The sequence below is a fragment of the Shewanella sp. TB7-MNA-CIBAN-0143 genome, from assembly GCF_040310065.1.
Lineage (GTDB): Bacteria > Pseudomonadota > Gammaproteobacteria > Enterobacterales > Shewanellaceae > Shewanella.
The window spans coordinates 204,498-224,683 of sequence record NZ_JBEOPL010000005.1 but is presented as its reverse complement, the minus strand read 5'-3'; the positions used below and the strand labels follow the sequence as shown (position 1 = coordinate 224,683).

Sequence of the window (20,186 nt, the reverse complement as noted above, 5' to 3'; positions counted from 1 at the left end):
ATGATTAAAATCACTGTTAGTGCGGTGCTTTAAATAAAATAAATTATATTTTACTGTTTAGTTACACTAACATACCAATGTTAGCCTTTCCAATTAGGCCAATAAATCTTAATAATTGTAAACAGTTCAGACTAAAAGGATGTAATTGAGTACATCCTTTTAACAATACTAACGATTGGGATTAAGTTTTGTTTAAGTATAAAAATGATGATAGGGAATAACAATAATCAGCGTATGTTATTAGCCACATAAGATTAACTTAATAACAATTCTGAAATTTATAAATAGTTAGATAAATAGATAAGCATCTACGTTTTTAAATAAATCCTAACGCGCGTGACAATCAACAGTTTCAATACTGCTTATTTCATCATCCATACAGAAATGTGGGCAACCCAACACCCGGCCATGTTTCTCGATAGCTTCAACTAGTGTTTGTTGTATGTCGTCAAGGTAGGCTTTAAGTCGTTCTAAAGGTGGCCTAGTTAGCGAAAAAGGTGTTCATTTTCGGCTTTTTTATCTCCTATCCGTCGAGGATGGCCTCAGTAACATGTTCTGATTTAGATTTGAAAAAATAGTAGCAGCCCTTCTTCACGCCGGCTCGCTCACATATAGCATCAATAGTGAGAGTGCCATAGCTGCTCTGCCACATTAAATCTAATATTGCTTGTAGCAAGCGTTCTTTGCCATCACTTTTCGGCCATTTCCAGTACCTATTAATACGTTGACATTATTGACGTTGACTATTATCTATTCGTCTCGATACGCTAATTGGGGCTACCCAATTTAACTTAATCATCAGAAACCAAAAACAATATTGTAGCCCCTATTATCCCGGCTAATAATGAACCGAAAAGGATACCCAGCTTAGCTTGTTCGATTAAAGCGGGCTGCCCCTCAAATGCTAAGGCTGATATAAACAATGACATTGTAAAGCCTACACCCGCTAAAAATCCGATACCTATGATATGAGGAAATGTCATCCCATTAGGTAACCTTACCGCACCCACTTTTAACCCTAACCAAGCAAAAAGGCTAATACCAATGCCCTTTCCCAACACCAATGCGAGTATTATTGCTAGTGTGACCACAGTATCTTTAAATTCAGGAATCATTGTGGGTAACATTACACCTGCGTTCAAAAAAGCAAACAAAGGTAAAATAATAAGGCTAACGGGTTTGTCTAGCGTATAGCCCCAACGTAATATCGGCGCTGTACTTTGCTTGGCAATATCTTCGGCCTTTACAGCAAGTGCGTGTTGTTTTTCATTCTCAAGGATAGGAGTGTCTACACTGTCTACGTCCTTAAATTCTTGAATGACATGTTGCATTTTACGACGAAACCAAACTTTATTGGTATAAGGACGCGTCGGTACCATCATAGCAGCTAAAAGACCGGCCGTGGTTGCATGTACGCCTGATTGAAGAATAAACCACCAAAGAAAAAAACCGCCCATTAAATAGAAAATAGGTTTTCTTATGCCCAGAATGTTGATAAAAAATAACACTAATAACGTCAGAGCAGCCCACAATAATGACAGAACTTCGATTTGTTCAGTATAAAATAATCCAATAACAGCAACGGCTCCCATGTCATCTACAATGGCTAAACCCGTAAGAATAATGTAAGCAGCCCGAGGTGCTTTAGCGCCTAACAGTGTTAAAATACCTATAGCAAATGCCGTGTCTGTGGCCATAGGAACACCCCAACCTTGATACGCATTGGACGAGTCACTAATCCAAATAATGCTTGAATATATCAGTGCTGGGAGCACCATGCCCCCTAATGCCATAACAATAACTAATGCAGCATCTTTTAAATCGCTAAGAGCGCCGACCAAACATTCATATTTTATTTCTAACCCTAAAATGAAAAAAAACAACACCATCAAGCCATCATTGATCCAATAATGTAAGGAATGACTTATTGACCAATCGCCAAGAGAAATAGTTAATTTAAGTGTACTGAGTGCTTCATAACTGTGTTGCCATCCTAAGTTAACCATAAGAATTGCGGCTATTGCCGAAACCAGTAACACGATTCCAGCTACGATCTGGCTATCGATGAATGACTCCACAGGTAATGAAAACTTAAGAAAACCACGCTCTAACGGAGCATGATCACGATTTTCTTCCTTTATTTCGTAACCCATAACTTGTCTCCATCACGTTATTGCATGATTTTTTAACCGAAGAATGTATCCAGAACCCTTTAAAATCAATACATTAAACATCGAGCAAATACGATACCATCTTTGCTAACAAAACGGCTTTATATCCTGTCAATCGCGCTGAAATTTAATGCAAACCTAGCATCACGTTTGCCAAACCAGCGGAGCTAAGCGATTAACATTGCTGATAAACTGTCAAGACACGCCTGAGAATATGACTGTAATCGGTTTAATCAACTGACTATGTATTCTGATCTGTTTCGGTATATTTACCATCACTATGATTGCAACATACACGGTTATATTGTTAGTGTGGTAACCCGCTATGACATAAATATCGAACAATTAACGGAGCGAAACTAATGGGATCTAACAATACTGATCAACATAAACACAGTATCGCGACTTTTGCAGCCTTGAAAACCGCCATTGCAAATGATGAAGAGCAGTTAGTAAAGGAATTATTGGCAGATGAACCGATGCAAGAGCTTGAGAAAAGCTACCTCCTTGACCTAGCCCATCTAAACAATAATTGTACTATCATAAAATTACTTGAAGATATTCCTGAAAAATAGCTAAACAAAGAAATATAGTGTGTTGATGTCCTCTCTATTTAGCTAGCCATTTTCCCTTAAGAGAATCGCCGCTTATAGCGGCGAATAAATACTTATCTAAGCGATACATAAAAACCATTGTTCACAAATGACTATATACTTTCCTCTTCTGTTTTTTCTATAGTAGCGCTTAATTTTTGATATACACCAAGTGCGACAATTAAGATAGCTGATACCATAATAAGTAAGGCTGGATAGAGCAAAAGGCTAAGGTCTTTCGTTCCTGCTTTAAATATAAAAACCAGTCCTTCAATGCTGACTGCTATAGTAATAATGACAATAATTTTTGTAATTGTTCGTCTTGCCTCTTTGGGATCTCGCAGCTCTTTGTCCTTAAAAACCTCTTCTTCCATCATATACTGTGCTACATCAATAATGGCTGCTGCAATAATGATAGCAGCGACAGATTGAAGCATTAATGGAATAAATCCAGAGTCATACTGTATGCCAGAAATGACCTCATAAATGGACCACAGCATAATTATCAAAGATAAGATGATAAGCACTACAGCTGCGAACAAATGAACTCCAGCGAAAATCTTATTAAACAGTTTTTTCATATTTTTTCCCTCTAAGAATTTATCAACCAACGTGGCCCATTCAGCTATTAATGTGTACACACATTTGAAGCGAAGGTGTTCATCCAATATTGATACTTGCTTGTATCATTTAATGCATAAACTCATTAATGATTGGCCGCCATAATGTAGGGATACTATTAACTCGAGTTTCTATTATGTAGCATGCTTATTTGAATCTTGACGTCGCAGACTTAAATGCCGAACCAAGCGAATCCCAGGCGCTGTCAATACCGACTTTTATGTCTTCCCAAGCATCGTCACCGGCCTTTTTAAGCTCAGTAAGCTTTTTATTGGCAGTGTCCTTCATAGACTGAAGTTGCTCTATTTGTTTGTAGTATTCAAGCTGCTCATCAGCTGCGGCCGCATCAGCTTTTGCTTTAAGTTTGTCGATATCAGCGCTCCACTCGTCGAGCTGCGCTTGCAATTTCTTTTCGTATGCTTGTTTCTTACTCATAATGATTGTCCTTTTAAATACATTGGATACGCTATACATTTTAAGTGTTTCTAGTTTATTTGAATCACTGCGCCTCAGCATATTTGATTATTTACCGGCATAAATTTACCAGCTTAAATTTACGTTACCACGCAAGGCGGCATATTGCTCACTTCTGCCTTATTATTGCTTGTTCATGTAATATCGTTATGAAGATATGTTAATGGATCTATTTGCAACCTTTGCTCGTAAAAAAGCCTGCGATTAAAAAATTTAAGCTGTTATATGAAATACATGAGATACATGATGGTTATTTATCAAGGCAATTGAGCACTGCGCAGTATCGAAATACAGTAGCGAGAAACAAACTAACATGAATAAATCATACTAGAGGTATATTGGTTTGATTTATTTAGCATTAATATCAATGAATTATAACCATAAAGCTAATGAGTCATTTACAAGCAAAAACACACTCAGATGAAATAATTTATGGCCTAGATATCATATAATGCAAATTGACGAACAATATCCCAGATGTAGCGTTAATTGGTGAAGCAGCCAATTTTGATTGATAAGGTTGCACTAGTTAGTGTTAAGGACTTTTAATGCATTTTACCAAAGAGCGCTTAGACGCGCTTGAAAAACACACCCGTAGCCATTTAATCAATTCACTGTCAGGATTTAAAAGCGCTAATTTAATAGGTACACAAGATTTACAGGGCAACACTAATTTGTCGATTGTCAGTTCGGTTATTCACCTAGGTGCCAATCCGCCGCTGGTTGGTATGATAATCCGCCCTCACAGTGTGCCGCGTCATACCTTTGAAAATATTTTACAAACCGGCTTGTATACCATTAATCAAGTTAATCAATCTATTTATGAGCAAGCTCATCAAACATCTGCTCGATATGATAAAGATGAATCAGAGTTTGTAGCGGCGGGATTAACGCCTGAATATCTATCAGACTTTAGCGCGCCTTTTGTAAAAGAAAGCCGCCTAAAATATTCAGTTAAGCTAGTAGAGCATCAACATTTAGCTATCAATGGTACCGAGTTTGTTATTGGTGAAATAGTTGACGTTTATGTAGATGATGATGCGGTTCAAACTGATGGGTTTATAGATTTACACACTATTGATACGGTAGCGATTAGCGGGCTCGATTGTTACTACACAGGCAATAAACTGGCTCGTTTGCCTTATGCTAAAAAATAGCGGTGACATAATTTTATAGTGCTTAAGCTAATTTATAGCATGTGCGGCTGCATAAAATAGCCAGAATACGAGCCGTATTTGATAAATCCCATTTAACTAAATGGGATTTATCAATATCAACGTATTTTACTTTTTAGTTAAAAAGCGTTCTTTAACGGCTTCTGCCATTAAATTGGGTGGAATTAAGCCTTGCTCTAACAAAAAATTATTAAATGCCAAGCGATCAAACTTATCGCCTAGGGCTATTTCGACGTCAGCCCTGATCTCCAATAATCGTGATAAGCCATAAAAGTAACTGCCAGCCTGACCAGGCATTCTCATGGTGTATCGATCCACTTCTTGTTTCACTGCCGCTTCTGAAAATACCACGTCATTGCGTAACAATGCATAGGCGTTTTCTTTTGTTGTTAGACCTAGGTTCAACATCGGATCTAACATGGCGCGAGCATTACGTAATAGTCGATGCTGAAGCGCTATAAGCTGTGCTTCAATAGGAAGGTATGGCAACATTTCAGCTTCGGCATACAGTGCCCAACCTTCAACGTTTACGCTGTTAAAAGCATAATAAACACGTGCGAGTGACACGCCCTGCTCCAACATGACCGCAAATTGTAATTCATGGCCAGGTCTGCCTTCATGAGCACTTAATGTATAAGCAACGGCATTAAAATTAAAGTCATCGTAAGCAGCATCCCCGGTTAATGCAGGGTTACCGGTTGTCAGTACAAATTGGCCTTGTTCACCCGTATTACCAATAAACGGTGGCGGTAACATATGAGGCGCTGGACTGCCCGCAGCCTCTGCTTCGCTGGCCAATCGCATAATCATGTCGCGCTCAGGTAAATTGACCACTTTTTTCTGAGTGATTAACGCTTCAAGTTTTTTATTAATGGCTCGATAATGATCTTCAATCTTATCGTTGTCTAAAGAGTCTTTTTTAAGTGCTTTTATCACATCGCGATAATCACTTGATGGCATATTAAACTTTTGCGCAACCAACGGCGCTAACGCCTGCATGTTGGCTTTGGTTATCATATAGCTTGCTTTCGCGCGTTCAATTAACAACTCAGGTTCGATATCAATGCCAACTGTTTTGAGTTTTAAAGCGTAAATTTCTGACGGTAAGCGGAAGTCATCTCGGCTAGTTGGAATAACGGTTTTTTCTGCCCACTGACGGTAATCTGCAATTTGCTGCTTTAGTAGCGACAGATTCTCATCGGCTTTTATGAATTCATTTTTCTCAAACAACTGCTGCAAACCTTGCAATAAGGTATCGGTTCTTGCCAGTGCTTGGTTTACTTCTTCTTTTGTTGGCCCCATTAACTTTTTGTTGGCTAATGCGGCTTCATACAAGGTTTTTGCTTGTTCAGTTAACGCAGGTTGACCCGTTTTACCGACATAACACGCTAAACGAGTATTAGCCGCTTGTTTACGTGTATCTGACATTTGATCATCTAATAATGCCGACACGCCTCTAAATATAATTAACGGCACGTCCACCCAAGGCAACATGTATTTGTCTTCTAATTTACCTGAGGCAATGGTCTGATCAATATTGTTGATAATAATGTTGAGGTCTTGACGAACCTGCAATGACTTTTCAGTATTAAGCGCTTGTAACAACGTCTTTTTACTGGTTTCAAGAGTACGAATATACTTATCTTGTTGTGCCTTAGTAATGCTGCTGCATTGACTATCGGTTTCAGTAATGCCAATTGAACTTGCCATTTCAGGTTGAAATTGACTCGTTACCTGAATTTGTTTGTTGGTGTATGCATTACTGATATCAACCCAGGATTCCGCTGATGATGTCAACGGAATAAGAGCAAGTAGTGGAATCACAGACGTGAGTATTTTGCCTGACATCGGCTTAGTCCTTTTTTTATGATGAAGTGATTACTATAACCGAATAAAGATCTAAAGTGATGAGCGCTGAATTAACTAATCTGTAACGAATGGTGATCAACAAATCAGGTTATAAAGTAGACCCTTTTAAAGTAATGATTAGAAAAACAGTCAGTGCATGAGTTACATCTGTATTGTTACTTCGCAGCCAATAAAAAACCGCAGCGATTGACGCTGCGGCTTGTTCTATCGAGAATATAATCGATTTTAGCGGATGAGATAATTGCTCAATTAAAAAGCAAAGTCTTCGCTATCAAGTGCCATCATAGAATCGACACCATTGGCAATACATGCCGCATGACCTTTAGCCCTTGGCAGCATGCGCTGCATAAAGAACTGAGCTGTTTTGATTTTAGCCTCATAGAACGCTGGCTCGGTGGTGCCTGCAGCCAATTTATCTTGCGCCACTTTCGCCATTTTCGCCCAGAAGAAAGCGAGTGTGACGTAACCGGCATACATCAAGTAATCCACAGACGCCCCGCCGATTTCATCCGGGTTCTTCATCGCCTTGCCACCAATTAACACGGTCAGTTCATGCCACTCTTTAGCATAAGCCATAATCGGTTTAATAAACTCAGCCATGGCTGGGTTATCCATGTTTTGTTGGCAAAATACGGTAACGTCTTTAGAGAAAGGCTTTAATACTTCACCCTGAGTACCAATAATTTTACGAGCCAGTAAGTCTAATGCCTGAATACCGGTAGTACCTTCATATAAACAGCTAATCTTGGTATCGCGCATTAACTGTTCCATGCCCCACTCTTTGATAAAGCCATGTCCACCAAAAATCTGCACACCGTGGCTGGTACATTCAAAACCCAGCTCTGAAAGGAATGCTTTAGCAATCGGCGTTAATAAGGCTAACTTTGTTTCAGCATCAGCTTTAATGGCTTCGTCTTTTTCGGCATGGCCAATATCAACTAGCTGGGCAAGATACGAAATTAACGCACGGCCACCTTCAGCAATCGACTTCTGAGTTAACAGCATTCTACGAACATCTGGATGAACAATGATTGGGTCAGCTGGGCCGTTAGGATTTTTAACCCCGCTGATTGAACGCATTTGTAGACGATCTTTTGCGTATGCCAAAGCCCCCTGGAATGAGGCTTCAGCAGCCGCAACACCTTCACTAGCAACGCCAATACGGGCAGCATTCATAAAGGTGAACATGCACTTAAGGCCGCGATTCGGTTCACCAATCAAATGCCCAGTTGCACCATCAAAATTAATCACACAGGTCGCGTTACCATTAATGCCCATTTTGTGTTCAATAGAACCACAACTCACGCCGTTTCTATCTGAAATGGTGCCATCTTCGTTAACGTTGAATTTAGGTACGATAAATAACGAGATACCTTTATTACCTTCTGGCGCGCCAGGAATACGGGCAATAACGATATGGACAATGTTATCTGACAGGTCGTGTTCACCTGCCGAAATAAAGATTTTAGTGCCGCTCAATGAATAACTGCCATCGGCCTGTAACTCAGCCTTGGTGCGCAACATACCTAAATCGGTACCACAATGCGGCTCAGTTAAACACATTGTGCCAGTCCACTTACCTTCAACTAACTTTGGCATAAATTGTTGTTTTTGAGATTCTGTGCCGTGTGCTTCAATGGTGGCTAAAGCGCCATGACTTAGCCCTGGATACATGGCAAAACTATGGTTAGCACTGGAAAACATCTCAGCAATACTGATATTTAATGAATGCGGTAATCCTTGGCCACCAAACTCTTCAGACTGAGATAACGTTGGCCAACCACCTTCTACATATTGAGCGTACGCCTCTTTAAAACCATCTGGTGTGGTCACCACACCGTCGTTCCATGTACAACCTTGCTGATCGCCTATTTGGTTTAATGGTGCCACAACCTGTTCGGTTAATTTTGCCGCTTCAGCAATAATCGCATCAACCATATCGATACTGGCATCTTGGTAACCCAAACGCTGATAGTGCCCTTCACAATCTAGCAGTTCTTGCATAACAAATTTTACGTCACGAATGGGGGCTTTATATTCAGGCATTGTTACTCTCCATGTCATTATCAATCTATATCTAGTTAGTGATTATTTGGATGAATTTTTCCATGCAAATAATATTTGTTACTACCGATGCTAAGTTAACTACAAGTATTATCCAAATGCATAATAATTATATGTATACATTCGTTTGAATTATAGTTTGTCGGTATTGTTAGACTTTCAGCAACAACTTCGCAACAAAACCGCCTCAGCCCTCGACGATTATTCATCCTACGCATAACTAAAAACACTCAGACGGTGAAATTCCTCAGTGCATTATTCGTTATATGAATAGTTGCTTATCAAAATAATTGATTTGTTTAATTATAAAACACCCCCTAGCATGATTTGGCGGTTAATTGTTCACTAAAGTGGTAATGACGTATTTTCAGGATAATTTTTCAACATAGAAAATTAAGCTGATTGATCCCCCCTTGATGTTATTGAATAACGCTAATTTCACAACGCTATATATTTACAGGTTACAAATAAGAACGCTTAAGCGTCATACATATCTTTTGTAAATCAATGTATTGGCAAGCTTGTTTAATAACGATTAGTCATCGTCTGGGGAAATAAATGAATAATAATAAATCAACATATTTTAAGCATTCTTTACTCGCATTTGCGATTATGGGAGTAATGAGCTCAGCTGCAAATGCTGAAGATGAAAAACCAAAAGCACAAAAAAGTGCAGACGATATAGAAAGAATCGTCGTAACGGCATCTAAACGTGCCAAAGGATTACAGGAATCTCCTGTGGCCATTACGGTAGTGAGTAGCAAAGCAATAGAGCAAGCTAAAGTAATGGACATAACAGACTTACAAACTCTGGTACCAACTCTACGCGTCACCCCACTACAACGTTCAACTAACACCAACTTCTCAATTCGTGGCTTTGGTAATGGCACCAACAATACGGGTATTGAGCCTTCTGTTGGGGTATTTATCGATGGTGTGTATCGCTCTCGTGCGGCATCTCAAATAGGTGACTTACCAAGACTGCAGCAAATTGAAGTGCTAAGTGGACCACAAAGTACCTTGTTTGGTAAAAATGCTTCTGCTGGGGTCATTAGCGTCACCACGCGAGAACCCGCTTATTATCAAGAAGGTAAAATTGAAGTTGGCGTAGGTAATTTCAACCAAAAAGAAATTAAAGGTTATTACACCAATGGCATAACCGATAATTTAGCATTTAGTGTTTCTGGTGGATTGAACAAACGAGATGGTTACACTGAAAGTGTGGTGGGATTAGACGATATTAACGACCGTGACCGTTGGAATATTCGAGGTCAGGCACTGTACGAACCAACTGAAGACGTAAAACTTCGATTAATTGCTGACTATAGTAAAATTGAAGAAGCATGCTGTACCGTAGAGAATTCAATTAATGGCCCTACTACTGGCGCTGTGCGTGCGCTCGGGGGCATGGACCTTGATGAAACAGATTCATTTGCTTATCAATCTACTCTTAATTCCAATCCCGATAACAACGTCAAAGATGGTGGAGTATCACTGCAGCTAGATGTTGATTTTGATGGTTATTCATTTACCTCAATCAGTGCATTTCGTACCAACGATTCTGATTTTATGAATGATGTCGATTACACTTCTCTCGATATTTTGAACGAAGGCGGCTACACCGATATCGAAACAATTACCCAAGAGTTTCGCTTAACCTCTACCGGTGATCGTCAGCTCGAATGGATGTTTGGCGCATTCATTTTTCATGAAGAAGTGACCACTGGCGATACCTTGTATTATGGTAACGACATTAGAAATTACTTTGATGTGTTGATGGCGGCTGGTGGTGCTCCGGGTTTATTAGCGGGTGTTGAAGGAGTATATGGCCTGGATCCCGGCACATTTTTCTCAGGTGACTCGGCAGTAAGTTCTGAGTTCGAACAAGAAAATGATGCTTACTCGATATTTGCCAGTTTTGATTACCATATCAGCGACGATTTTACCGCCATATTTGGCGTGAGTTACACCAATGATCAAAAAGAAATCAACATCACTCAACAACATTCCGATGTCCTTTCTGCACTTGATTTAGACACAGTGCCAACATTGTATGGCGTGCCTATTGGCAGTATTCCTCAGTTGGCACCTGCGGTACCAGTGATTAAAAGTTTGCAGTTTTTACCCCCTATGCTGGGGTTACCAAATGCTGTTGAAAACAATCAATCAGATGATAGTAAAACCACGTGGTCACTACGCTTAGCTTACGAAATTAATGACAATGTCAATATATTCGCTACAGCAGCAACAGGTTTTAAAGCAACGTCTTGGAACTTATCGCGTTATTCAAGCCCTTTCGCAGCGGATCAATCTGCATTAGAAACGGCAGGCTTAGCACTTCCCAATCAGGTTTATGGCGGCCGTTATGCCTCACCTGAAGAAGCCATGGTGTACGAGCTGGGCATTAAAACTCAATTCGAACACGGATCATTTAGCGCAACCATATTTGATCAAACCATTGAAGGGTTTCAGTCATCTATTTTCATTGGCACAGGTTATGTACTGGCCAATGCGGGTAAACAAAGTACCCAAGGTATTGAGTTCGACTCTAATTATAACCTCACTGAAGATTGGTCATTTACCTTAGCGGGTACCTTCCTCGACCCTGTTTACGACTCGTTTGTTGGTGCATCAGGTTTAAACGGACCGGTTGATTTATCTGGCGAGAAACCGGCTGGTATTCATGAAGTCAGTATCACTGCCGGTATTGTGTATAACTTTGAAGTCTTTAATGGTGCCGATGGCTATGTTCGTACCGATTACCTTTTCGAAAGTGATACTAAGCTGGCTGAAAATACCCCTGAATCATTATCTCGCGAGGTAAACACCTTCAACGCAAGTACGGGACTGGCATTTGATAATGGCGTCAGTTTACAGCTTTGGGTGCGTAACTTAACCAATGATGAATATCTGTTGTCGGCATTCCCACCTCCAATTCAAGCGGGCAGTTTTAATGGTTATCCAAATCAACCACGTACCTTTGGAGCCAATATTTCGTACCAATTTTAACTAGCTAAACAGTCTGCAGTGACGGTAATAGCGCTTTACTGCCACTGCAGACTTTTTTATTAACATCAAGATTAAGCAACTGATTTATATCGCTAATAACGCTATAAACTCACTATCAATAAAACAATAAGAGTGTCCTATATGTCTATAGAATCAATATTAAAAAACCGTTACTCAGCACGCGCCTTTCTCGACAAACCGGTTGCCAAGGAAACCTTGGATTTGATTTTTGCACATGCACAGCTTTCTCCTTCCAATTGTAATGTGCAGCCATGGCAAACTTGTGTGGTTTCAGGTCAGACAAAAGACACATTGAAACAAAAGTTTATGGAAACACTCATGAGCGGCGCCTCGCCAAATCCTGACTTTAATTGGCTACCGCAATATCAAGGTATTCATCGTGATCGTCAATTTGGCTCAGCGAATGCGTTGTATAGTGCAATCGGTGTTGCACGAGAAGACAAAAAAGCCCGTCAAATGGCGATGGTACGTAACTGGCAGTTTTTTGATGCGCCACATGCGGTGTTTTTCACTATGGATAAATATTTAGACATTATGGGCGCTGTTGATTTAGGTATATATGCTCAAACACTGTCATTGATTATGGCAGATCACGGCATATCAAATTGCATGCAAGGTGCATTAGGGCAATTCCCTGACCCAGTACGAGAACTATTAAACCTCCCTGCCGAGCGCGGTATTTTATTTGGGATGTCTTTTGGTTACGCCGATGACAGTGCAGCGGTAAACAATACCCGTACCGATCGTGAATCCATTGAAAACGCTGTGGCATATTTCGATTAACCAGTCATGACTAATGAGATTGAATATGAAACTAGAGCATAAAAATATTTTAGTGGATAACGTCAATATTCATTATGTTGAATCAGGGCAATCTACCGAAGCAAATAACGTATTTGCTGTAGCTGACATCACTGCACTCAAACCGACAATAATATTTTTGCATGGATTTCCAGAATATTGGGGTACATGGTCAGCTCAACTGAGTTTTTTCTCACCACATTATCGTGTTATCGCACCCGATTTGCCGGGATATAATCTAAGCGATAAACCAGACGATGTTAGTTTTTATGCGGTACCCAATCTTATCGGCTTTATGGCCAAGTTTATTGCTGCAATTAGCCCTACTCAGCCTGTTATTTTAGTCGCCCATGATTGGGGCGGCGCTATTGCTTGGCCATTAGCAGCGTTTCATGCTCAGTTAATCAGTAAGCTGATAATTGTTAATGCGGCTCACCCAAGTACCTTCACTCGAGAAATGATTAACAATCCACTACAACGCAAAAAAAGTGCTTATATACATCAATTAATCAGCGAATTGGGGGAGTCATTATTAACGCAAGATGATTATCGCTATTTAAGCGAAGACATCATGGTTAGTACCAACCCAAGCGTGTTTACCGCCGCTGTAAAAGCGCAATATAAACAAGTTTGGAGCCAAGCAGGCGCAATTAATGGCATGTTGCAATATTATCGCGCTATGCCCCAACTGGCAGAAAATGACACAGATAATCAACGTTGTAATTCAACAACGGCATCATCCCTAGACACAACATCGACTCAAAATGACACAACTAAATCGAGTCCCGTTAAACAAGCATCGCAGCTTAAAGTACCCAATATACGGATCAATGTTCCCACATTGATTTTATGGGGCGAACAAGACCTTGCCTTCGTTAATGAGAATCTCGATAACATTCATCACTATGTGCCTAACTGCACCATAAAGCGTTTTCAAGACACCAGTCATTGGCTACAACATGAAAGGCCAGACGAAGTGAATGTCGCCATTAATAATTTTATAAACGATTAATATTAATTTAAATACATCTAAAAACATTTAAAAACATTTAAAAACAAAAAGTTAATTGCATCCTTAGTTAAAGGCTTGTTGTAAAACAAACTCAATATAGTGCGCTAAATAACAAACGAAATAATAATAACGATAAAGGGATTTTATGACGACATTAACATCACAAGTTCAGCCGACACTTGTATTTGAAGTGGCTAAAAATGACTTGTCACAAACACGTGTTGTTGAGCTGAATATTGAGCAGCCATTGGCTGACAATGAAGTATTGCTTAAGGTGAGTAAGTTCGCGTTAACCGCAAATAACATCAGCTATGGCATCACTGGGGATGCATTAGGTTATTGGCAATTCTTTCCTGTTAACAATGTCCCTTCAGATACAGCTTCAAATTCGATTACGTCTACAACGCATACTGCTCAACAAACTCAATGGGGACGATTACCTGTCATGGGGTTTGCCGATGTGGTGTCGTCAAATAACAAAGATATCAACGTCGGTGAACGAGTGTGGGGATTTATGCCAATGGCGACCCATCTCAAAATCATTGCTGGTAAAGTTAACCCAAGCGCGTTTTCAGATATCAATCCATGCAGAGAAGGCTTATCTCCGGTTTATGCGCGCTTTGATCGTGTTACGGCCAATCCTTTTTATCAGCTAAAAAATGAAGACTACGACATCTTATTACGCGGACTGTTCACCACATCTTGGTTAGTGGATGACTTTATGTTCGACAATAATTATTTCGATGCCACGCAATATCTGATTACCAGTGCATCCAGTAAAACCAGTATCGCCCTCGCCTTTGCCATCAAGCAAAGAGGCCAACGTAGCACGGTTGGCATTACCTCAATGGCCAATCTCAGTTTTGTTGAATCATTAGGTTGTTACGATCACGTTATTAGCTATAACGACATCACCACCCTAGATGCCAATGTGGCATCCATCTTAGTAGACATGGCCGGAGGTAAAAAAACCTTAGCCGCCATTCATCATCACTTTACCCAACAACTGCGTTATTCATGCCGGATCGGTGCAACCCACCATGGTGATATCGACATAACAGACACACAAAGTGACAGCCTGTTACCTGGTGCACCTCCAACATTCTTCTTTGCGCCAACACAATTGAAAAAACGCAGTCTTGAATGGGGGGTTGGCGAAACCATGAAACAAATGAATCAATCGTTACTCCATTATATAGACTTTTGTAGATCCATTATCACCATTTCCCACACCCATGATCTTCACCACGTTAATGATATTTACCAACAGGTTTTAGCCGGAACAGCTGATGCATCTGTTGGACAAATCATATCGTTAGACCCAAATACACTCCAACCAAGTAAGCAATAGGCAAACTCTCAATCAACAAGCTCGTGTTTAAAAATAAAAATGGACGTTATCGGCCCAATAAAGGTCATATCTGAATGAGGTTATTATGGAAGATATTGAATTAGTGACATTTGTTAATTCGCAAGTTATCCCAGTGTGCATCTTTTTAATTATGATGGGCATGGGGCTATCTTTAGTGACAGACGATTTTAAACGCGTGCTTAAATACCCTAAAGCAGTGGCAATTGGATTAACTAACCAGCTACTTTTGTTACCTATTATTGGCTTTGCATTAGCCAATATCATGCCATTAGAACCAGAATACGCAGTAGGAGTCATGTTACTGGTACTGTGTCCAGGTGGCACAACATCCAATATGTTTTCTCATTTAGCGAAAGGTGATGTGGCACTGTCGGTCACCATGACGGCGGTGGCCAGTTTAATCACAGTGTTTACTATTCCCGTGGTGCTTAATTACTCATTAATTCACTTCATGGGGCAAGGCAATGAATTCCAGTTACCAATACTGGCAACCATGTTCAGCTTAATGAAGCTGACCATTGTGCCTATTTTGCTGGGCATGTTGATCAGACGTTACGCTCCCAAAATTGCTGAAAGTACTCAAGTCCATGTATCACGCTTTGGCATATTGTTTTTGACGTTGTTAATTATATTTTTAACGTATATTCAGCAAGATATTGTTATCCCTGCACTTATCGCCGCAGGACCGGTATCGATTATTCTTAATATTTCAACCATGCTACTTGGATATTATTCAAGTAAATGGTTTGGATTAAATCTTGCTCAAAGAACGTCCATTACCATTGAAGTCGGCCTACAAAACAGTACCTTATCCATGTTTATGGCGTTAACATTGTTGGCTAATTACAAGATGTCATTCACGCCGGCGATTTACACCCTCACAATGCTCTTTACCGCAGGGATTCTAGCGGGTATGTTAAATTCTAAGTATTTTAAATCGAAAAATAATGGCGAAGTGGTTGCCGATAACGCCTAGACGAAACTAATAATTAAAATAACAAAGGTAAACAATGGAACTGATCACCGTAGTAATTGAAAACAATGTGCATGTTATTACCCTTAGCAATGGCAAAGTTAACGCAATATCGCCTGAAGTCATCGCCCAAATCAACAGTGCATTGGACCATGCAGAGCAGCAAAATGCAGTGGTAATAATAACTGGCCAACCCGGAATTCTATCTGGCGGCTATGACCTTAAAACCATGAAGCAAAGCGCTGAAGCGGCAATTGCTTTGGTCACTGCAGGCTCAACGTTAGCCCGCAGAATGCTCGCATTCCCAACGCCTATTATCGGTGCCTGTTCAGGCCATGCAATCGCCAAAGGCGCATTTTTACTACTCAGCTGCGACTACCGTATTGGCAGCGCAGGTCCGTTTAAAATTGGCCTTAACGAAGTGGCTATTGGCATGACTATGCATCAGGCAGGCATTGAAATCGCGCGTAATCGTATTCCGCAAAATTATCTGTCGCGCGCGGTAATCAATGCTGAGTTATTTACACCAGAACAAGCAGTAATGGCAGGTTTTCTCGATCAAGTGGTTGAGCCAGAACAACTCATGGACACTGCACATGCCGTGGCTAAACACATGCAAACGCTGAATATGGCTGCGCATTTAGGCACCAAATTAAAAGAGCGTAAGACTATTCTCGCCTCATTGGATGCAGCCATCGAGCAAGATAAGCAAATTTCATTGAAATTATAAGGATATAAATATGATATCGCAAAAGACCTATCAAACGCTCACTGTCGACATTACCGATAAAGTGGCTCACATTATCCTTAATCGTCCTGACGCGTTAAATTCAATGAACGTCGATTTTTGGCATGAATTTCCAAGCGTAATACACGATATCAATAATCAATCGGCGGCTCGCGCCATTGTCATTTCCTCAACTGGCAAGCATTTTAGTGCCGGTATGGACTTAGCCGTATTCAGTGCGAGTAACCGCGACGAGAATATCGAATTAGGCCGTAAACACGACCAATTACGTCGCTTGGTTCTCAAGCTACAAGATTGCTTTAACGTGCTTGAAACAGCTCGCATGCCTGTGTTAATGGCTATTCAAGGTGGCTGTATTGGCGGCGCCGTTGATATGGTGACCGCGGCAGATTGCCGTTATTGCACCAGCCACGCTTTTTTTAGCATCGAAGAAACCAAACTCGGCATGACTGCCGACGTGGGTACGTTACAGCGTTTACCTAAATTGATTTCAATCGGATTAGTTAAAGAGTTAGCCTACACGGGCCGAAGAATGCCTGCAGCAGAAGCCAAAGCAGCCGGATTAGTCAATCATGTATATGAAGACCAAGCATCAATGCTAACTGCTGTATTAGGCATTGCTGCAGACATTGCCGCCCGCTCGCCTTTAGCCGTTACCGGTTGCAAAGAGATGATCAACTATGCACGTGACCACAGTGTCGCCGACAGTTTACATTACATGTCGGTATGGCAAAGCGGCATGTTCCAACCCCAAAACGACATGATGGAAATCTTCGAAGCAAAAGCACAAAACCGTGAACCAGAATTTGAAGAGTTAACTCAAATTGATCCTTTAAAAATATTCTAAGCATTGGGCATCATTGCACTATTTGCTATAGACCAAATTTATGAGTGAAATAATTTAATCACAAATAGTGCTAACCCTTTAGAGTGAACTATGACAAAACCTTTGATAAACCTCGTGCATGCCAATGGCTTCCCCGCTGGCAGCTATAAAACATTTCTACAAGAGTTTGATAACGACTACCGTACCGTTGCCCACAATCAATTTGGCCATAATGTTCTGTATCCAATACACAATAACTGGCAACACCTTGTTACTGAACTTGTTGAATTTATTAAGAAGCAAGATGAGAAAGTGATTTGCGTGGGGCATTCGTTCGGCGGCGTAATTTCATTTATTGCCGCTTGCCAACATCCTGAGCTTTTTCGGGGTTTGGTGATGTTAGATCCGCCAGTTGTCACCGGTGCATTATCGCATTTATTGAGATTTATTAAGCGAACACCTTATATTGATAAGCTTTCTCCAGCAGGAAAAGCCAACACACGCCAAAATTACTGGCCGGAAAATACTAACTTAGTTGATTATTTTTCACAGAAAACATTGTTTAAAAACTTTGATTCTCGTTGCTTACAAGACTATGCCACCTCTGCCGTAATACAGCGCAATAAGCGTTTAGAGCTCACCTTCTCACCCGCCGTAGAAGCCGACATCTTTAGGCACTTACCGACTAATTTAATAAAGTATAAAAACAAGTTAACCATACCGGCTAAACTGATTTACGGTGAAAATACCAATATATTCCCGATTAAACATTTTGTTCGGTTTGCAAAACTGAATGACATTGAGTTAATGACACTACCAAATGGTGGTCACATGTTCCCACTAGAACAACCGGAAAATACCGCCAATATGGTCAAACAGATCATTAAAGACTGGTAATGATGACCTTAGTACTGGCTCAACAATAGCTAACAATAAATCTACATAAGAGGCCCCAATATGATGAAACCAATTAGTTTATGTTCAACCTTAATCATAGCTATGGGTGTCTCTTATCCATCATTTGCATTACCACTGGATAAGATCCAATTACCAGCAGGGTTTACCATTGATGTGTATGCCGAAAATGTTGAAAATGCGCGCCAGATGGCGCTTGGTGACAACGGAACTGTTTTTGTCGGCAGTCGCAAAGCAGGCAATGTTTATGCGCTTATAGACAGTGATAATGATTTTAAAGCTGATAAGAAAATCATTATCGCAACGGATTTATTTATGCCATCCGGTCTTGCTTACCATAATGGCAGTTTGTATGTTGCTGAAGTCGATAAAATCTGGCGTTATCCTGATATTGAACAATCATTACCCACTATTCCTAAACCAGAATTGGTATACGACAAACTGCCAAATAAGTCCCATCACGGTTGGAAATTTATCACTTTTGGCCCGGATGGAAAGCTGTATATCCCCGTCGGCGCGCCTTGTAATGTGTGTGAAAGTGAGCTTCCCTTTGCCAGTATTTTACAATTAGATCTTGAAACAAAACAAACCACTGTCGTTGCTCAAGGTGTACGCAACAGTGTCGGATTTGATTTCCACCCACAAACAGGTGAGTTATGGTTTACCGATAATGGCCGCGACATGATGGGCGATGATTTACCCGATGATGAGCTTAATCGAGTCACTCAAACTGGGCAACACTTTGGTTTTCCTTATATTCACAACACAGATATTGCCGATACAGATTTTACTAACCCCAAAATCGACAAACTCAACACGCCTCCGGTATTAACCTTAGGTGCTCATGTGGCTGCATTAGGCATGGAGTTTTATCAAGGTAGTCAATTCCCAGCGGCTTATAAGCAATCAATCTTAATTGCCCAGCACGGCTCGTGGAACCGCACTAACAAAGTTGGCTATAGTGTTATGCAAGTTGTCCTTGAAGATAATAAGGTGATTGACTATAAGCCCTTTGCCACAGGTTGGCTTGAAGGTGAACAAAGCTGGGGTCGCCCTGTAGATGTGATGACCCTGGCAGATGGTTCTATCTTGGTATCAGATGACTTTGCCAATGCCGTGTATCGGATTAGTTATACCAAGTAATAAAGGCCATGCGTTAAGCCTTAGCTGTACGACCATGGTAACGTTTGATAATTTTTCAGAGAATGTGTGTCTTTTTTGATAATCAATTTTGATTAGTATCAAACTCACTATTGTACAAAACTTGTTAACCCCCCTTCTCGTCGTCGCAACTCTCACGTCATCCCGGTAATGCTTTTGAGCCGGGATCCAGGTGTTTGTTTTGTATTGTACTTATGGTATTTATGGCCTGCGGCCACTAACGTCTTGGCGCGTCGCCCACACCCGACCAAAGGGGTAAAGTGCATTCTTGTTTATGAATCAGCCTTTGCAAACCCTCAGCGTTCCGGCAACATTTTCGCATTTTTACCAAACAACAATAGCGAAAAATTGCGACGGAAATGAATCCAGCTTTGGACTTCG

Annotated in this window: 17 protein-coding genes; 11 read left to right on the top strand and 6 right to left on the bottom strand. The window is 40.6% G+C overall.

The genetic code is table 11. The features are described 5' to 3' along the window. Positions 1 to 523: 523 nt before the first annotated feature. Entirely contained in the window at positions 524 to 676 is a 153-nt protein-coding gene (locus AAEY97_RS06335; RefSeq protein ID WP_350997392.1) for a TetR/AcrR family transcriptional regulator, read from the bottom strand. A gap of 115 nt (positions 677 to 791) precedes the next feature. Next, positions 792 to 2,153 (bottom strand): Na+/H+ antiporter NhaA, encoded by a 1,362-nt coding sequence (nhaA, locus tag AAEY97_RS06330; RefSeq protein ID WP_162023134.1) that lies wholly within the window; start codon positions 2,151 to 2,153, stop codon positions 792 to 794. Between the two features lie 380 nt (positions 2,154 to 2,533). Here nhaA and AAEY97_RS06325 point away from each other — a divergent pair, with 380 nt between their 5' ends. Continuing rightward, positions 2,534 to 2,746 carry a hypothetical protein gene (locus AAEY97_RS06325; RefSeq protein WP_350997388.1) on the top strand — a complete coding sequence of 71 codons (213 nt, stop codon included), beginning with the start codon at positions 2,534 to 2,536 and terminating at the stop codon, positions 2,744 to 2,746. A gap of 131 nt (positions 2,747 to 2,877) precedes the next feature. Here the strand turns inward: AAEY97_RS06325 and AAEY97_RS06320 are convergent, their stop codons facing one another. Both AAEY97_RS06320 and AAEY97_RS06315 read right to left on the bottom strand, forming a co-directional pair. Continuing rightward, entirely contained in the window at positions 2,878 to 3,345 is a 468-nt protein-coding gene (locus AAEY97_RS06320; RefSeq protein ID WP_350997385.1) for a hypothetical protein, read from the bottom strand. A gap of 187 nt (positions 3,346 to 3,532) precedes the next feature. Further along, positions 3,533 to 3,820: a sll1863 family stress response protein gene (locus tag AAEY97_RS06315; protein ID WP_162023137.1), complete on the bottom strand. Its 288-nt coding sequence runs from the start codon at positions 3,818 to 3,820 to the stop codon at positions 3,533 to 3,535. Between the two features lie 587 nt (positions 3,821 to 4,407). Here AAEY97_RS06315 and AAEY97_RS06310 point away from each other — a divergent pair. Further along, positions 4,408 to 5,016 (top strand): flavin reductase family protein, encoded by a 609-nt coding sequence (locus AAEY97_RS06310; RefSeq protein ID WP_162023139.1) that lies wholly within the window; start codon positions 4,408 to 4,410, stop codon positions 5,014 to 5,016. Between the two features lie 126 nt (positions 5,017 to 5,142). On the opposite strand, the gene AAEY97_RS06305 is transcribed toward AAEY97_RS06310, so the two are convergent. Further along, positions 5,143 to 6,882, bottom strand: coding sequence for a DUF885 domain-containing protein (locus AAEY97_RS06305; RefSeq protein WP_350997380.1), 1,740 nt, complete (start codon positions 6,880 to 6,882; stop codon positions 5,143 to 5,145). 270 nt (positions 6,883 to 7,152) lie between these two features. Next, positions 7,153 to 8,949: an acyl-CoA dehydrogenase C-terminal domain-containing protein gene (locus AAEY97_RS06300; protein WP_101088254.1), complete on the bottom strand. Its 1,797-nt coding sequence runs from the start codon at positions 8,947 to 8,949 to the stop codon at positions 7,153 to 7,155. A gap of 576 nt (positions 8,950 to 9,525) precedes the next feature. Here AAEY97_RS06300 and AAEY97_RS06295 point away from each other — a divergent pair. The 9 genes from AAEY97_RS06295 (at position 9,526) to AAEY97_RS06255 (ending at position 19,787) form a co-directional block, all read left to right on the top strand. Further along, positions 9,526 to 11,976, top strand: coding sequence for a TonB-dependent receptor (locus AAEY97_RS06295; RefSeq protein WP_350997377.1), 2,451 nt, complete (start codon positions 9,526 to 9,528; stop codon positions 11,974 to 11,976). A gap of 141 nt (positions 11,977 to 12,117) precedes the next feature. Further along, on the top strand, positions 12,118 to 12,780 hold the full coding sequence (locus AAEY97_RS06290; protein WP_350997374.1) for a nitroreductase: 663 nt from the start codon (positions 12,118 to 12,120) through the stop codon (positions 12,778 to 12,780). Positions 12,781 to 12,805: 25 nt separating this feature from the next. Further along, complete coding sequence (locus AAEY97_RS06285; protein WP_243756180.1) at positions 12,806 to 13,810, top strand: alpha/beta fold hydrolase; 1,005 nt, start codon at positions 12,806 to 12,808, stop codon at positions 13,808 to 13,810. Positions 13,811 to 13,955: 145 nt separating this feature from the next. Beyond that, a complete protein-coding gene (locus AAEY97_RS06280) occupies positions 13,956 to 15,161 on the top strand; it encodes a DUF2855 family protein (RefSeq protein WP_350997371.1) in 1,206 nt (401 codons plus the stop codon). A gap of 85 nt (positions 15,162 to 15,246) precedes the next feature. Next, the gene (locus AAEY97_RS06275; protein ID WP_101088248.1) at positions 15,247 to 16,158 is read left to right on the top strand and encodes a bile acid:sodium symporter family protein; all 912 of its coding nucleotides are present in this window, start codon (positions 15,247 to 15,249) and stop codon (positions 16,156 to 16,158) included. Between the two features lie 34 nt (positions 16,159 to 16,192). Beyond that, positions 16,193 to 16,885, top strand: a complete 693-nt coding sequence (locus tag AAEY97_RS06270) for a crotonase/enoyl-CoA hydratase family protein (RefSeq protein ID WP_162023146.1) — start codon at positions 16,193 to 16,195, stop codon at positions 16,883 to 16,885. Between the two features lie 10 nt (positions 16,886 to 16,895). After that, entirely contained in the window at positions 16,896 to 17,750 is an 855-nt protein-coding gene (locus tag AAEY97_RS06265; RefSeq protein WP_350997368.1) for a crotonase/enoyl-CoA hydratase family protein, read from the top strand. A 90-nt stretch (positions 17,751 to 17,840) separates the two neighbouring features. Continuing rightward, positions 17,841 to 18,626: an alpha/beta fold hydrolase gene (locus AAEY97_RS06260; RefSeq protein WP_350997365.1), complete on the top strand. Its 786-nt coding sequence runs from the start codon at positions 17,841 to 17,843 to the stop codon at positions 18,624 to 18,626. Positions 18,627 to 18,686: 60 nt separating this feature from the next. Beyond that, positions 18,687 to 19,787, top strand: coding sequence for a PQQ-dependent sugar dehydrogenase (locus tag AAEY97_RS06255; protein ID WP_350997362.1), 1,101 nt, complete (start codon positions 18,687 to 18,689; stop codon positions 19,785 to 19,787). The last annotated feature ends 399 nt before the right edge of the window (positions 19,788 to 20,186 follow it).

Bases quoted from the DNA above. Each gene is read 5' to 3' on its own strand.
- nhaA (WP_162023134.1), bottom strand. From the start codon at position 2,153: ATGGGTTACGAAATAAAGGAAGAAAATCGTGATCATGCTCCGTTAGAG.
- AAEY97_RS06325 (WP_350997388.1), top strand. From the start codon at position 2,534: ATGGGATCTAACAATACTGATCAACATAAACACAGTATCGCGACTTTT.
- AAEY97_RS06320 (WP_350997385.1), bottom strand. From the start codon at position 3,345: ATGAAAAAACTGTTTAATAAGATTTTCGCTGGAGTTCATTTGTTCGCA.
- AAEY97_RS06315 (WP_162023137.1), bottom strand. From the start codon at position 3,820: ATGAGTAAGAAACAAGCATACGAAAAGAAATTGCAAGCGCAGCTCGAC.
- AAEY97_RS06310 (WP_162023139.1), top strand. From the start codon at position 4,408: ATGCATTTTACCAAAGAGCGCTTAGACGCGCTTGAAAAACACACCCGT.
- AAEY97_RS06305 (WP_350997380.1), bottom strand. From the start codon at position 6,882: ATGTCAGGCAAAATACTCACGTCTGTGATTCCACTACTTGCTCTTATT.
- AAEY97_RS06300 (WP_101088254.1), bottom strand. From the start codon at position 8,949: ATGCCTGAATATAAAGCCCCCATTCGTGACGTAAAATTTGTTATGCAA.
- AAEY97_RS06295 (WP_350997377.1), top strand. From the start codon at position 9,526: ATGAATAATAATAAATCAACATATTTTAAGCATTCTTTACTCGCATTT.
- AAEY97_RS06290 (WP_350997374.1), top strand. From the start codon at position 12,118: ATGTCTATAGAATCAATATTAAAAAACCGTTACTCAGCACGCGCCTTT.
- AAEY97_RS06285 (WP_243756180.1), top strand. From the start codon at position 12,806: ATGAAACTAGAGCATAAAAATATTTTAGTGGATAACGTCAATATTCAT.
- AAEY97_RS06280 (WP_350997371.1), top strand. From the start codon at position 13,956: ATGACGACATTAACATCACAAGTTCAGCCGACACTTGTATTTGAAGTG.
- AAEY97_RS06275 (WP_101088248.1), top strand. From the start codon at position 15,247: ATGGAAGATATTGAATTAGTGACATTTGTTAATTCGCAAGTTATCCCA.
- AAEY97_RS06270 (WP_162023146.1), top strand. From the start codon at position 16,193: ATGGAACTGATCACCGTAGTAATTGAAAACAATGTGCATGTTATTACC.
- AAEY97_RS06265 (WP_350997368.1), top strand. From the start codon at position 16,896: ATGATATCGCAAAAGACCTATCAAACGCTCACTGTCGACATTACCGAT.
- AAEY97_RS06260 (WP_350997365.1), top strand. From the start codon at position 17,841: ATGACAAAACCTTTGATAAACCTCGTGCATGCCAATGGCTTCCCCGCT.
- AAEY97_RS06255 (WP_350997362.1), top strand. From the start codon at position 18,687: ATGATGAAACCAATTAGTTTATGTTCAACCTTAATCATAGCTATGGGT.